This window comes from Streptomyces sp. NPDC059679, from assembly GCF_042734105.1.
Taxonomy (GTDB): domain Bacteria; phylum Actinomycetota; class Actinomycetes; order Streptomycetales; family Streptomycetaceae; genus Streptomyces.
In genome coordinates, this window is record NZ_JBHWES010000005.1 from 185,787 (window position 1) to 199,876 (window position 14,090).

Genomic DNA, 14,090 nt, shown 5'->3' on the forward strand with positions numbered 1-14,090 from the left:
AGTACGCACTTTTTAATCCGTACTTGCCCACACTACAGCGGGCCGCAAGGCTGGGACAGGCGCGCCGGGACCGATACGAACAGCAGCATTGAGCAACGGGAGCACCTGATATGAGCGACACCCCCGTGACCGTCCTCGGCCTGGGCGATATGGGCACGGCACTGGCCCGCGCCCTCCTGAAGGCGGGATTCCGGACCACCGTGTGGAACCGTACGGCTGCGAAGGCCGAAGCCCTCGTCCCCGAGGGCGCGCTGCGCGCGGCGACGGTCGCCGAGGCCGTCGAGGCGAGCCCGCTGGTGGTGGTGTGCCTGCTGGACCACGACTCCGTGCGCGACACCCTCGACCCGGTGGCCAGGGTGCTGACCGGCAAGGCCGTGGCCAACCTGACCAGCGGCACCCCGCGGCAGGCCCGCGAGATGGCCGCGTGGGCGGCGGACCAGGGCGCCGACTATCTCGACGGCGGCATCATGGCCGTACCCCCGATGATCGCGACCCCCGCCGCCTTTGTGCTCTACAGCGGATCCCGGGAGGTCTTCGACGCCCACCGGGCGGCGCTGGACGCACTGGCGCGGAGCGAATACCTGGGCGAGGACGCCGCGCTGGCCTCGCTGCACGACATCGCCCTGCTCAGCGGGATGTACGGGATGTTCACCGGAATCCTGCACGCCTACGCGCTGATCCGCAGCGAGGACATCAAGGCGACCGACTTCGCCCCGCTGCTCGGCCGCTGGCTGAACGCCATGTCGGGCGCCGTGGCCGGATATGCCGAGAAGATCGACAGCGGCGACCACGCCCGGGGCGTGGTCTCCAACCTCGCCATGCAGTCGGCCGGATTCGGCCACCTCATCGAGGCCGCCGAGGAGCAGGGCGTCAGCCCCGAACTACTCTCCCCGCTCGGGCCGTTGATGGCCCGGCGGGTCGCCGACGGCCACGGCCATGAGGACCTCTCCGGCCTGGTGGAGCTGTTGCGTACGCGGCCGTGAGCCGGACCTGACAGGCCCGGCCCCGGCGGGTGACGTGTTAGCGGTGGTCCTGTAGGACGGCCTCGCCCCGGCTGGACCGCCGCTGGTCGCGTGAGCGGCGGCCGGGGGAGCGGCGGTCCGGGGTCAGACGGTCGTCGGCGCCGCGCGCCGGGCGGGGGATACGGGGGAGCCGGCGCGGGCGGGGGGCGGCCCCGGCTCCGGGGCCACCCGTTCCGGGGCCGCCGGTCCGGTCGTCCGGCCCCTGCCCCTCGGGCCCCTCGCCCGTCCCGGCCGCTCCATCCGTCCCATCTGCCCCGCCCGTAGCGTCCGTCGCGTCCGTCTCCTGAAGCCGCGGGGCGGCCTCCGGCGTGGCCGGGTCCGCGGTGGCACCCTGCTCCGCCGGCTGACCCGACGTCTCCACCCCGTGCACGGTCAGCATGACCAGACCGGTGCCCGCGACCAGCGCCGCCAGCAGGGCCAGCAGGGTGCCGGGGGCGCCGTGGCGGAAGTGCTCACCGAGCGCGGTGACGCCGATGGCCGTGGCGACCACGGGGTTGGCCACGGTCGCCGTCGCCAGCGGGGCGGCAAGACCCGCGCCCCGGTAGGACGCCTGGGACAGCAGCACCCCGGCCCCGGCCAGCAGCCCGATCATCGCCAGGCTGGGCAGCCCCGAGGCCCAGCCCTCGAACTCCGGCTTCCCCCACTCCAGTTCCACGGTCACGTTCTTGGTGAACACCGACGAGACGGCGAAGGCGGTCCCCGCGGCCACGGCCAGCAGCACGCTGCGCACCCCGGGCCGCCGCGACCAGCGCGCGGCCAGGGCCAGCACGGCGATCGCGCTCACCGTGACCACGGCCACCATGATCCGGCCGTCCTTCGCCAGCGCTCTGGCCCCCGAAGAACCGCTCAGCGAGAGCATCCCGGCGAGCCCCGTGGTGGCCAGCAGCGCGCCCCGCCACCCGGCCGCGCCGACCGGGCGCCGGACGAACACCGCGGCCATCGGCAGCGCGAAGACGATGGTCAGCGCGCCCAGCGGCTGCACCACGCTCAGCGGCCCGTACGCCAGGGCCAGCACATGGAGGACCGCACCGGTCCCGTTGAGCACCACCGCGGTCCACCAGCGGCCGCGGCGCAGCGCTGCGTACGGGCGGGGCGGCGTCGTCGCCGCGACGTGCTCCTGGAGGATGGCGCCGGCGGCGTAGCACACCGCCGAGGCCAGGGCCAGGAGCACGGAGAGAGCCAGGGAGGTCACGTCAGGGCTCCCCGGGCCGGTCGGTCGTCGTCCATGTCCTCACGATGACGGGTTTCGCCCGCCACGTCGTCGTCCCTGAGCCCCCATTGCGCGTACTACCGGCGCAGTACGGCCCGCCGGAAGTGCGCCGTCGCGGCGGCCGTCCGGGCGCGCTGCGCCAGCTCGTTCCCCGGCTCGGCCGGGCGGTAGACGGTCAGGGCGCCGGGCCGTTTCTCGATCACCAGCGCCTCGGCGGGGGACGGAGCGACCTCGCCGTCGAAGGCGCGGACATCCACGTCGTGCAGGCCCGACAGGTCCAGTCGGCGCAGCCGCCGGGTCGCCACCACCCGGGACCGCCCCAGCGTGCCGGTGAGGGCCGCGGCCAGCAGCCGGGTGCGGGCCAGCGGCTGGTCTCCATCGACGGCGCGGACGTCCAGCAGCCCGTCGTCGAGCCGTTCGCGGTACGCCGGGGCGAACCCCTCGGGCGCATAGCGGCAGTTGCCGACGAACAGCACCCACAGCCGCCGCCTGCGGCCGTTCACCTCGATCTCCATGGGCGTGGCGGTGCGCAGCACGCGGGCCAGCGCGACCGCGGCGGCCGGCCATTTGCCGAGCCGGCCCTCCAGGCTCTCGCGGATCCGCACCAGCTCGGGGTACATCCCCAGGCTGAAGGTGTTCACGAAGTGGCCGCCCGGCCCGTCGCCCGGCAGCGGGGCCACGCGGGCCAGGTCCACGGCGACGGCGTCGCCCTCGGTCACGGCGTGCACCGTGTCCTCGATGGCGGGCACCCCCACGTCCAGGGCGAAGTGGTCGAAGGTGCCGCCGGGGAAGACGGCCAGCGGCAGCCCGCGCTCGGCGGCCAGCGCGGCCGCCGCGTTCACGCTGCCGTCCCCGCCGCAGACCCCCAGCGCCCCGCCCCGCTCGGCGGCGCGCCGGGCGGCGCGTTCCAGCAGCGGCCCGAGGTCGTGCCCGGGTTCGCGCTCCAGGATTTCCGCGGCGGGCAGCAGCGCGCGCAGCTGCTCGGCGGCGGTGAGACCGGTCCCCGAGAGGCCGACGCCGGCCTGGGTGTTGACGACCACCACCAGCCCGGCGCCCTCGGGCAGCGCCGGGGCCGAGACCCGCGGCCGGGCCCGCGCCGGGGTCTGTGGCCGCGGCGGCCACCAGCGGCAGGTGAGCGCGGCGGCGCCGACGCCCAGGGCGAGCCCCGCGAGGACATCGCTCGGGTAGTGCACGCCGACGTACACCCGGGAGAAGGCCACCGCGGCGGCCAGCGGGGCGACAGCGATCCCGTACCCGGTGGACTCCAGGGCGACCCCGGTGGCGAAGGCGGCCGCGGAAGCCGAGTGCCCGGAGGGGAAGGAGCTCGTCCACGGCTGCCTGGCCAGCCGGCGGATCAGCGGCACGCCGTCGAGGAGTGGACGGCGGCGGTCCACGGTCCACTTGACCACGGTGTTGGACACGAACGAGGCGGCGGCCAGCGCCCCGACGCCCCGCACCGCGGCCCGCCGCGCGGTCCGGCCGCCGACGGCGGCGAGCACCCCGGCCGTGCCGAACCACAGCCGGCCGTGGTTGGCGGCGTGGGTGAGCTTGGGCAGCAGGGGATGGGCGCCGCGGAGCCGGCCGTCCGCGACCCGCGCGAACAGCCGTCGGTCAAGATCGCTGATGAATCTCATGGCACATGGGTATCCGGATCGGCCGCCCGCACGCCACCCCGGTGTGCACGGACAGCCGATCCGCCCCTCTCGCTGCGCCCCGCCCGTCAGGAGGCCGGCATCCCCCAGCGCGGCGCCTCCTCACTCGGCGCTACGGGCCGGACGCGCATATCGGGCCGGTCGCCGCGCGCGGTGATGACCGCCTCCTGGCCGCGGGCCAGCCGGATCCGGATGGTGCCGTCGCCCGCGGGCTCGTACCGCAGCGGCCGCCCGTGTCCGTCGCGTACCTCGATGTCCCCGCCCAGGGAGTGGCGTACGACGCAGGGCGCGCCCGCCTCGCTGCGCAGCCGCACCCAGCGGGTGGCCCCGCCCTCGCGCGCCGCGCTCAGCAGGAACGCGCCCTGCGTACGGAAGTCGTGGACGGCCAGCTCGCGCCAGGCGGCGGGCAAGGCGGGGAAGACCCGGATCACCCCGCCCCAGCTCTGGCACACCATGTCGTGCAGCGACTGGGCGGCCGACAGCGGGGTCTCGATGACCGGTCCCGACTCCTTGTACATGGTGTTGGCCTGGATGAAGCGGCGCATCAGCTCGCCCAGGTACTTGAGCGCGTCCTCGCCCCGTCCCATCTGGGCGGACATGGAGGCGGCGCCGGTGAAGGTGTAGCCCTGGAGCGCGCCCTCGAAGCCGACCCAGTGGTTGAGCGAGGTCTCGATCAGCTCGCGGTGCGCCGGGTCCTCCCAGGTCACCTCGTACAGCGGGTAGACGGCGAGCAGATGCGAGTAGTGGCGGTGGGACTTGGCGAAGGGGACCCCGGCGCCGATCATGTAGCCGTTCTCGTCGACCGGGTAAGGGGTGAGCCGGGTCAGCACCTCCCGCCAGCGCGGCTCCAGTTCGTCGTCGATGCCCAGCGTCTCCGCCGACTCCAGCAGGGTGGCGCAGCCCCAGCGCAGCAGCATCAGGTCGTAGTTGCAGTCCGGGGCGTTCACGCCGTACTCGGGCGAGAAGGTGGCGGGCAGATGCAGCTTGCCGTCGCTGCCGGGGGTGAGGAAGTGGAGGTAGTAGGTGATGGCCTTGCGCAGCAGCGGGAAGAGGACGTCGCGCAGGATCGCGGTGTCCATGGTGTGGCGGTAGCTCAGCCAGACGTTGTGCAGCGCCCAGGTGAGGTTGCCGACCTCGGGGGTGGGCGGGTCCTGGCCCGGGATGCCGACGGCGTAGCCGCCGTTCGCCACCGCGCCGCCGTTGACCAGCTGGGGGTCGGTGGTGCGCGGGATGCCCGCCGAGTCCTTGCGGTACGGGGCGTCGAGCTGGTTGGAGAGGTTGTCGCGATACTCGCTCAGCGCCCGGGTCACGGCGTCGAGCTCCAGGTGGTTCGAGCCGTGGATCAGCCAGTACTCCAGCTGGACATTGAGGTTCCACCAGGTGTTCGGCCAGGGGGTGGACTCCAGCCACGGCCCGCAGGTGGCCATCACGGGCGCGTCGGCGCGCGCGGCCGCGGCGACCTTGTAGAGCTGGATCCAGTAGAAGCGCTGCAGCCGCGCGTCCGGGAGGGACAGGAAGCTCTTCCGGTAGTAGGCGTGCCACCAGGGGCGATGGGTGGCGGCGAGGGCGTCGTAGGAGAGCGCGGAGGCCGACCGTACGGCCTTGCGTGCGGCGCCCAGGGCGGTGGTCCGCGGGAAGGAGTGCGCCACCGTCACATACAGGGTCCGCCGCCGGGAGGAGTCGCGCTCCCGCCAGGCCGTCACATGCTGTCCGCCCGCGAGCAGGGACTGGACCGCGGTGTGTACGCCCTCCTGCTCGGCCACGACGGCCGGGGGGTTGCCGGTATAGCCGTCCGGGATCGGCTTGAACGCGACCCGCGGGCTGATCGCCTCGGCCGGGTGGAAGACCCAGCGGAAGGTGGCCTCGCCGGCGCTCGGGGTGACCTCGACGGCCATCAGGGAGCGGGAGTTGTGGACCAGGGCGCGCAGTGTGAGGGTGCCCTTGTCGGTGGTGATGGTGCCGGTCAGTTCGGCGTCGCGCAGCCGCAGCCGCCAGTCGACGGCGGTGATGGTGCCGACCGGCTCCAGGGTGAACCAGCCGATGGGCAGCCGGGCCAGGCCGAACAGCGAGCCGAACTCGGGGCGGTGGTCCTGGACCTCGCTGTGCTGGACGTTGAAGCGGATGGCGCTCGCGCCGCCCGGCTCGGCGTAGATGCCGGAGCCGAGGCGGGCGTTGCCGAGGAAGGGGCCCTCGTACCAGGTCGTCGGCAGCTTCTGCCACACCATGTCGGCGTCGTCGAGGACTTCGGCCCATGGGTCGCGGGCGTCGGCCGCGGCAGGCACGGCGGGTTCGGCGGCGTACGCGGCGGGCGCCGCCGCGAGCCCGGCGGCACCGGCGGAGGCGGCGATGGCGCCGCCGAGGACCGATCTTCTGGACGGTGTGGATGACATCGCAGACGTGGTCACGTACATGCCTCCAGTTCGACGCTCTGAACCCTTGGGCATGATGCAGTCCCTTGAGGGGAACCGGAACCCCTCGCGCACGATAAACATCGGATGGGCGAGGGGCGGTGACGGGTCCATACCCGCACGAAAGGCCGTCAGGCGGGCGAGACCTCGGATCTTCCCTGGCTAGCGTGGGCGGCGCCGCCCGCCGGATCCACGGCCCTGCACCATGAGCTCGACGCCGTGCCGGAACCGCTCCTCGAAGTCCGTGATCCGGTCCGCCCCGGCGGCCAGGGACGGGAACCGCCCGCCCGCGGCGGCCCGCAGCAGCGGCTCCACCCCCAGGGGCGCGGCCTGTTCCTCCTGGCCGAGGCCGAGCGTGAAGTAGACCAGGGCCCAGGTCCGCCAGGCCGCTTCGGCCGGAGCGCGGCCGCCCGCGAGAAACGCGCCGGTCAAGGCGTCCGCGAAGCGCAGTGCGTGCTCCTCGGCGACATGGGTGCCGGCCACCAGACGCGCCCCGTCACGGCGGGCGAGCAGCGCCGCGCGATACCGCCGCGCCAGCGTATGCGCCCGCTCGTCCCACGCCTCGGGGAGCGGGGCGTCGGCGCACCCTTCGAGCATGGCGTCGGCCATCAGCTCCAGCAGCCGGGGCTTGCTGGAGGCGTGCCAGTACACGGTGTTGAGCTGCACACCCAGCCGCGCGCCCACCCCGCGCATGGTGAGTCTGTCCAGACCCACGTCGTCCAGCAGCTCAAGCGCCGCCGTCACCACGGCCGTACGGTCGAGTCCCATGGACCGTCTCCCTCCGCCCCGCGCCGTGAGTCAAGATCAAGTGTAGGGGGAAGGCAACGAGGGGGCGATGGTCGAGCAGCGCCCGTCTGTCAGCCGATTGCCGCCGTCGCCCGTCCGCCGCCCGGTGTCGCGGCGAGACGGGCGGCCGCGGTGCCAAGCCCTGTGGGGCCGTACGACGTGCGCGGCGGCAGGCCCACGGGGCGGCGCAGCTCGGACTCCGCATAGCGGGGGGTCTGCCGGTGCCAGACGAGGATTCCGGACATCCAGTTCTGCAGCTCGCGCGTGTAGCCGTAGAGCGTGGCCCGGACCGTGGCGTCGAGCGCCAGATCCTCGACCAGCACGGGCAGTTCGGTGGAGACGATGCGCTCGAACTCGCGCATCCGGGAGTTGACCAGGTCGGCGACCATGTGCAGGGCCTCGGAGGTGCCGCAGCCGAAGAAGTTCTGCACGACCAGCACAGAGTTGTGGATCTCGCCCGAGAACTCGACCTCCTTCCGGAAGGAGTGGAGGTCGTTCAGCAGCCCCACATAGTCCCCGGCCGCGTGCTCCATGGCCTGGACCGGTCGGGCCCGGCACACTTCGGCCGGCAGCGTCCGGCCGTGGGACAGCCCGGACAGTGCCATGGTCAGGTCCGCCCCGAAGGTCTTGCGGCGCATCTCGATGTAGTCGACCGGGTCGGGGACGCGCCGCTCCATCTCGCCCGCGAGCTCCCACAGCCAACTGCCGGTCATGTCCTCGACGGTGGTGCGGAAGGCACGGCGCGCGTCCACCGCCATCGGCCCCGCCGTACGCGACCAGAGGTCGGCCAGGCCCCGCTCAAGACCGGTCACCGGGGTGGGCGCGGCGGTGGAGTCCACCGGCATGAAGGCCGACAGCCGCTCATTGCAGACCCGGGCGCCGACCAGGTCGAAGGCGCGCCCGAAGACCATGGGGTAGTAGTCGTCCGCGTACGTACCCCAGGTCAGCCAGCCCGTGGTCAGATCCAACTGCTCGCCGGTGGCGTCCGGGTGGATACCGGCGGCGGCCAGCGCGAAGTCGAAGGCCCTCAGCTTGTGTTCGTCCCAGACCCCGAAGCCGGGGAGGCCCGGCGGCACATCCAGGATGCCCATCCGCCGCCCCCACTCCACGATGTGCTCCCGGGACCGGTCCAGATGAGGGCTCAACCGCGCCGGATAGGGCATATGGAGATCCGGAACCCGCACCGGCCCGACCACCCGGCGCGGCGGCTGCGCATGGCTCCTGAGCCGGAAGGGCAGGGTGGCCGCCAGCGAGGTGGCGATACGGGCCGCCGAGGTGCCCAGGCCCAGCGGGCCGCCCGGCACCGGGCCACCGGGGTCGCCGGCCCCGCCGCCGTTCGTATGGCCGTTCATATAGCGGCTGGAGCGCATATGCCACTCATGCCCGCCCGACTGCCAGTCCTGCAGCCCCTTGGCGTAGGTCAGGACGTCCGCGCAGGACCGCGGGTCCAGACCGGACTCCACGAACAGCGGCGGCAGCTCGGTGAACACGGTGTGCTCGAACTGCTGGAGCCGCGAGGTGATCAGGTCGTTGACGGCCTCGGCGGCCGCCTGGGTGTCGCAGCCGAGGAACCGCTCGAAGACCAGGACGCCATTGGAGAGCTCCCCCTCGTCCTCGACCTCGCGCTGGTAGGAGAACAGGTCGTTGCGCAGATGTACGGCGTCGGCGAAGGCGTCCCGAAGCACCAGCAGCGGTCGGCTCGCCGCCACCGCCTCGGGCACCTCGGCGCCCGCCGCGTACTCCACGAGCCCGGCGGACCAGGGGGCGCCGCCGACCTTGCGGCGCATCTCCATGTACTCCAGCGGGTTGGCGATCCGGCCCTCGCTGATGTTGGACAGTTCCCACATGCTCTCTTCGAGCAGATGGCGGGTGGCCTCGGCGAACCGCCGCCGCCACCCGCCGGACATGGCCGGTGTCGTACGGGCCCACAGGTCGGCAAGGCCCCGCTCCACCGCGTTCGCCGGCTCCTCGGCGGCGCGGCCGCCCGCACCGTCGCTGTGTACCGGCATGAAGGCCCGCAGCCGGTCGAGATAGGCCTTGGCACCGGCCATGTCCTGACTGCGTTTGAAGCTCTCCAGGAAGTGGTCGTCGAAGAAGAACACCCAGACGTACCAGTCGGTCACCGTGGCCAGCACGTCGGCGGGTGCGTCCGGGTGGGTGTAGGCGCAGAGCAGGGCGTAGTCATGGGAGTCGAAGTCGGCCTCGTCCCAGACGCCCGACCCCTCGATCATCACCATCTCGCGGGCCCACCGCTTGGAGTGGTCCCGGGCCGCCGCCAGATGGGGATTCAGCCGGGCCGGATACGGCTCGTAGAAGTCCGGCAGCTCGAAGGGCTGTGACATCCGCGCCTCTCACCTCACCTCTCTCGTGTTCCGGGACGGACGGCTAGTCGCGGCCGTGGGAGATCTCGACGTTCTCCAGGACGCCGAGCGCGTCCGGCACCAGCACGGCCGCCGAGTAGTAGGCGGTGACGAGATAGGAGATCAGCGCCTTCTCGTCGATGCCCATGAACCGCACGGACAGGCCGGGCTCGTACTCGTCGGGCAGCCCCGTCTGGTGCAGCCCGATGACGCCCTGGTCGTCCTCTCCGGTACGCATGACGATGATGGAGCTGGTGCGTTCCTTGGTGATGGGGATCTTGTTGCAGGGCAGGATGGGCACCCCGCGCCAGGAGGGCACTTTGTTGCCGTTCAGATCCACGTGGTCGGGGTACAGCCCGCGGGAGTTCAGCTCGCGGCCGATGGCGGCGATGGTGCGCGGATGGGCGAAGAGAAACCGGGAGCCGCGGCGGCGGGTGATGAGCTCGTCGAGGTCGTCCGGGGTCGGCGGGCCGGAATGGGTCTGGATCCGCTGGGCGTACTCGGCGTTGTGCAGCAGGCCGAACTCGCGGTTGTTGATCATCTCGTGCTCCTGCCGCTCCCGCAGGGCCTCGATGGTCAGCCGCAGCTGCTGCTCGGTCTGGTTCATCGGCTTGTTGTAGAGGTCCGCCACCCGGGTGTGCACCCGCAGCACGGTCTGGGCGACGCTGAGCTCGTACTCGCGCGGACGGAGCTCGTAGTCGACGAAGGTGCCGGGCAGATCGACCTCACCGGCATGGCCGGAGGCCACCGCGATCTCGGCCTCGCCGCGCGCGTTCTGCCGCTGCTGGGGGAGCGCGGCGAACTCCGCGACATGCGTCTGGAGGGCGGGCGAGCCCTCCAGGATCGAGGTGAACTCCCGCCGTGGCAGCCCGAGCAGGGTGCCGGCGGTGGCGGCCTTGGCGGTGTACTCCCAGGTCGAGTCGGCGCTGAGCAGACACTGCTCGCCGAACCGGTCGCCGTCGCCCAGCACGCCGAGCCGGGTCGGCTCGCCGTACGGACCGCTGCCGGTCTTGACGATCTTGCCGTGCGCGATCAGATAGATGTGATCGGCCGCGGTGCCCTCCTCCGCCAGCACCTCACCGGCCTCGAAGTCGCGCTGCACGAAGCGGTTGGCGAGCGCCGTCAGCACGCCCACGTCCTCGAAGCCGCGCAACACCGCGAGCTCCCCGAGCTCACGCGGAATGACCTGCACCCGCGAACCGGTCTTCACGAATTCGATGCGGCCGTCCCCGACGGTGTAGGTGAGGCGCCGGTTGACCCGGTACACCCCGCCGTCGGTCTGCACCCAGGGGAGCACCTTGAGCAGCCAGCGGGAGGTGATCCCCTGCATCTGCGGAACGGACTTGGTGGTGGTGGCGAGGTTGCGTGCGGCGGCGGTGCCGAGGCTGAGCTGCTCCTGCCGCTCCGGCTGCGCTTCGCTGGCCGCGTCTACCGACATCAGCCGTGTCTCCTTTGCGTGCGGGGGAAAACGGGGGTTCGGCGCGAACACCCAGCACGCTAGGGGGCGTTGAACGGCGCAGACGCGGACGGCGGATGCGACTCATCAGATCGAATGATCGTGGCAACGCCCGCGTTTAACGATCAGCGTCCTCAGTCGTCGACATCGCCGTCCAGCAGTTCGAGGTCCGGCGGCACCAGGGTCGTCGACTCGACGAGCCCGCGCAGCAGGTTGTGCAGCAGATTGTGGTCGCTGGGCCCCGCGCCGTCGTCCTCGCGCAGCACCGAGTACGGGAAGTCCCCGCCGCGCTCGATCCGCCGGCGCACCGCCCCCACCTTGCGCTCGATCCGGCGCTCGCCCCAGACGCCCTCGCCGCACACATAGTCCAGCTCCATGGCCGCCTGCCGGTACGACAGCGGCCGCGGGCACTCCTCGTACAGCAGATAGTGCTGGCCCAGCACGACCAGCAGCAGCCGCTCCTCGTCGTCCAGCGGCCACCGCTTGGGCGGCAGGGTGGCGTCCTGCTGCCGCGCGCCGCCGCCCCGCTCGTCGTGGTCCGTCACATACAGCTCGACCAGGTGCTCCCGGTAGCCCGAGCCCCTGACGAACAGCGGGGTGTACCCCGTCTCCAGGGGGATCGGGCCCGAGCTCGAATGCATCATCCGGCCGCGCGGCAGCCGGACGAGCTGCTGCCCGGTGTTCCGCAGCCACCACTTGCCCTCGCGGTACGTCAGCTCGCCATGGCGGCGGCTCACCCGCAGATCGCCCTCGGCGACGGACAGATCCACATCGGGCCGGCCGCCGCGCCCGAACCGGACGATGCGGCCGGGCACCGGCGGGACGCTGATGTCGGCGATGACCGAGCGCGCGTGGAGCGTGCCGGGCCGGGCGGGTTCGGCGCCGCGCGCCAGGGTCTCGGGGCGGTGGCTGTGCATCGCTGCCTCCTTGAGTCGTGCCGTGCCGGGTCCACTGTGCCCCGCCCACGGCGGGACCCGTCCCGCTCGGCCGTGTCCCGCCCGTGCGTGGGTCAGCCGGCCGACAGCGCGGCGGTCGCGGACCGGGCGAGGTCGGTCGCCGTCTCGCAGGAGGGCCGGTCCTTGGCCCGCGCTCCGCCGACCACCAGGCGCAGCCGCTCGGTCGGCCTGTCGTCACTGCTCCGGTACGGGCGGTTGAACACATCGACGGTGCAGCTGCCGTCGCCCTCGTACTCCGGCATCACGACGGCGTCGTGTCCGGCGAGCTCGGTGAACCGGGCGTTGTCCGGGATCGAGAGGACGCCCTGGTCGAACACCAGCCGCACCGTCATACGGTTGGTGGTGCTCGCCCAGTCGCAGGTCCACCGGCCGAAACCGACGTCCGGGTCGCGGGCGTCGATACCCGGAACGACCTCGAGCGCCCGGGCGTCGAGCAGCCCGCAGGCATCCTGCTGGGCCAGCGAGTCGGCCGGGAGCTCCGGCGAACGGCGGGGGACCTCGCCCCGGTTGAGCACCGTGACCGCGTGCTCGACGGCGGCGTCGGCGATATCGCACAGCGGCGCCTTGGTGTCGTCGGTCAGCTTCGCCTCGACCCTGATGACGGTGTCGCGCACACCCGACAGCACGAGCGTGCGACCGCACCAGCCGCTCTCGGCGGGCTGCGTGACGACGCTGACCTTTCCCGACGTCCTCGCCGCCGCGGTGCTCGGCGGATCCTCGGTGTCGAGGTCCGTCGTCACATCGACGATATCGTCGTCGTCCGAGCTCAGCACGACATCGCAGCGGTCGTAATTGCCGTACTGCGGATCCAGTTGGGCCTCGTGTCCGAACCGCTCGAACGAGCCGGTGCTCAGCAGCGCGCACGGATCGACCGTACGGGGGTTCCCGAGGCCGAAGCCGACGCCGGCCGTGGCGCTCGGGGTGGCGGTCGGCGATTCGTCGGCGTGGGCCGAGGGGCCGCCCCCGTCCCCGTCCTGCAGCCCCAGCACCGTCGCCACCGCGGCGATCGCCACGACCGTGGCGGCCGTACCCCAGGTGAGCAGGGGGCGGCGCCGCAGCAGGGACGGCAGCGGGGCCGACCCCGCCGCCGCGTGCTCACCGTGCTCACCGGGCTCCTCGGGAGGCGGATACCGCTTGGTCACCTCTTCGAGAGGCACCCGCGGCAGCTGGTCCACCGGCCCCGCGACCTCCGCCAGCGCCCGCTGCGCCTCCTCGGCGCCGGGCCGCCGCCCCGGATCGCGCTGGAGGAGCGCGGTGAGCACATCGCGCAGGGGCCCATCTTCCACCAGTTCGCCCAGCGCGTCGGTCCGGATCGTCCGCCGGGGGCCGCGCGGCGGCGCCTCGCCCGTGACCAGCGCGTAGACGGTGGCGCCGAGCGAGAACAGGTCGGACGCCCGCTCCGGCGCCCCCCGGAACGCCTCGGGGGCGGCATAGGCGGGGGTGAGGCTGAACGGGCCGCTCGGCGTGTTCGTCGTACTGCCGTCGATGCGGTACGCGGCGCCGAAGTCGGCGAGCTTGGCGACCCCGTCCTCGGTGATCACGACGTTGTGCGGTTTGACGTCGCAGTGCACGATGCCCTTGGCGTGCAGCGCCGCCAGCGCGTTCGCGACCTGGGCGCCGATATGGGCCGCGAGCTTCGCGGGCAGCCGGGCCGTACCGTTGAGGCTGCCTCCGGTCACATGCTCCATGACCAGCCAGAAGGTGGCCTTCGGCCCCCAGCCGGCGCGCTCGGCGCCGTAGAGGGTGACCACATGGGGATGGCTGAACTTCGCCAGCGCGCGGGCCTCGGCCAGCAGTTCGTCGAAGGCGGCCCGGCTGTTGTCCTCGGCCAGCGTCCGCTTGAGCACGACGGGCCGGTCCAGCTCGGTGTCGACGGCGAACCAGACCGCGCCCCTGCCTCCGTTGACGGGCCCCTTCGTGAGCCGGTATTTGCCGACCTTCCCACCCGGGCGCACCAGAGACTCTCCCCCTCACACAGGAACCGGATCGCGCCACGACTGGGCGCGCGCACCGAACTTACTGCGTGAGGAGTCGGGCACACAGCGTTTCGGCCGCACTCACAAAACCCCCGCAACTGTGGAGAGCAGGCGACCCGAGGGCGTGCGCGGCGAGGCCGGCGGGGACGGTGGGATCGGTGCGCGGCGAGGCGGGGGGCGCGGGCCCCCCCCGGCGCCCCGGCCCCCCCCGCCCGGCCCCCCCGGGGGTTAAACAAAACAAGAGCCACCCACAAAAGGCCTCTG

The 14,090-nt window shown here is 72.7% G+C and carries 9 protein-coding genes; 1 reads left to right on the plus strand and 8 read right to left on the minus strand.

What is annotated here, in order from left to right; translation table 11 throughout:
* The first annotated feature begins 110 nt into the window (after positions 1-110).
* Positions 111-983: an NAD(P)-dependent oxidoreductase gene (locus tag ACFV2X_RS08795; RefSeq protein WP_385613263.1), complete on the plus strand. Its 873-nt coding sequence runs from the start codon at positions 111-113 to the stop codon at positions 981-983.
* A gap of 37 nt (positions 984-1,020) precedes the next feature.
* Here the strand turns inward: ACFV2X_RS08795 and ACFV2X_RS08800 are convergent, their stop codons facing one another.
* The 8 genes from ACFV2X_RS08800 to ACFV2X_RS08835 form a co-directional block, all read right to left on the minus strand.
* Positions 1,021-2,214 (minus strand): DMT family transporter, encoded by a 1,194-nt coding sequence (locus ACFV2X_RS08800; protein ID WP_385613266.1) that lies wholly within the window; start codon positions 2,212-2,214, stop codon positions 1,021-1,023.
* A gap of 95 nt (positions 2,215-2,309) precedes the next feature.
* Positions 2,310-3,866 (minus strand): bifunctional phosphatase PAP2/diacylglycerol kinase family protein, encoded by a 1,557-nt coding sequence (locus ACFV2X_RS08805; RefSeq protein ID WP_385613269.1) that lies wholly within the window; start codon positions 3,864-3,866, stop codon positions 2,310-2,312.
* Positions 3,867-3,952: 86 nt separating this feature from the next.
* Positions 3,953-6,274 carry a glycoside hydrolase family 95-like protein gene (locus ACFV2X_RS08810; protein WP_385613272.1) on the minus strand — a complete coding sequence of 774 codons (2,322 nt, stop codon included), beginning with the start codon at positions 6,272-6,274 and terminating at the stop codon, positions 3,953-3,955.
* A 180-nt stretch (positions 6,275-6,454) separates the two neighbouring features.
* A complete protein-coding gene (locus ACFV2X_RS08815; protein ID WP_385613275.1) occupies positions 6,455-7,060 on the minus strand; it encodes a TetR/AcrR family transcriptional regulator C-terminal domain-containing protein in 606 nt (201 codons plus the stop codon).
* A gap of 89 nt (positions 7,061-7,149) precedes the next feature.
* Entirely contained in the window at positions 7,150-9,420 is a 2,271-nt protein-coding gene (locus ACFV2X_RS08820; protein ID WP_385613278.1) for a germacradienol/geosmin synthase, read from the minus strand.
* A gap of 43 nt (positions 9,421-9,463) precedes the next feature.
* Positions 9,464-10,876, minus strand: a complete 1,413-nt coding sequence (locus ACFV2X_RS08825) for a family 2B encapsulin nanocompartment shell protein (protein ID WP_385613281.1) — start codon at positions 10,874-10,876, stop codon at positions 9,464-9,466.
* A gap of 152 nt (positions 10,877-11,028) precedes the next feature.
* A complete protein-coding gene (locus ACFV2X_RS08830) occupies positions 11,029-11,811 on the minus strand; it encodes an FHA domain-containing protein (protein ID WP_385613283.1) in 783 nt (260 codons plus the stop codon).
* 92 nt (positions 11,812-11,903) lie between these two features.
* Positions 11,904-13,805, minus strand: a complete 1,902-nt coding sequence (locus ACFV2X_RS08835) for a protein kinase (RefSeq protein WP_385613286.1) — start codon at positions 13,803-13,805, stop codon at positions 11,904-11,906.
* Positions 13,806-14,090: the final 285 nt, after the last annotated feature.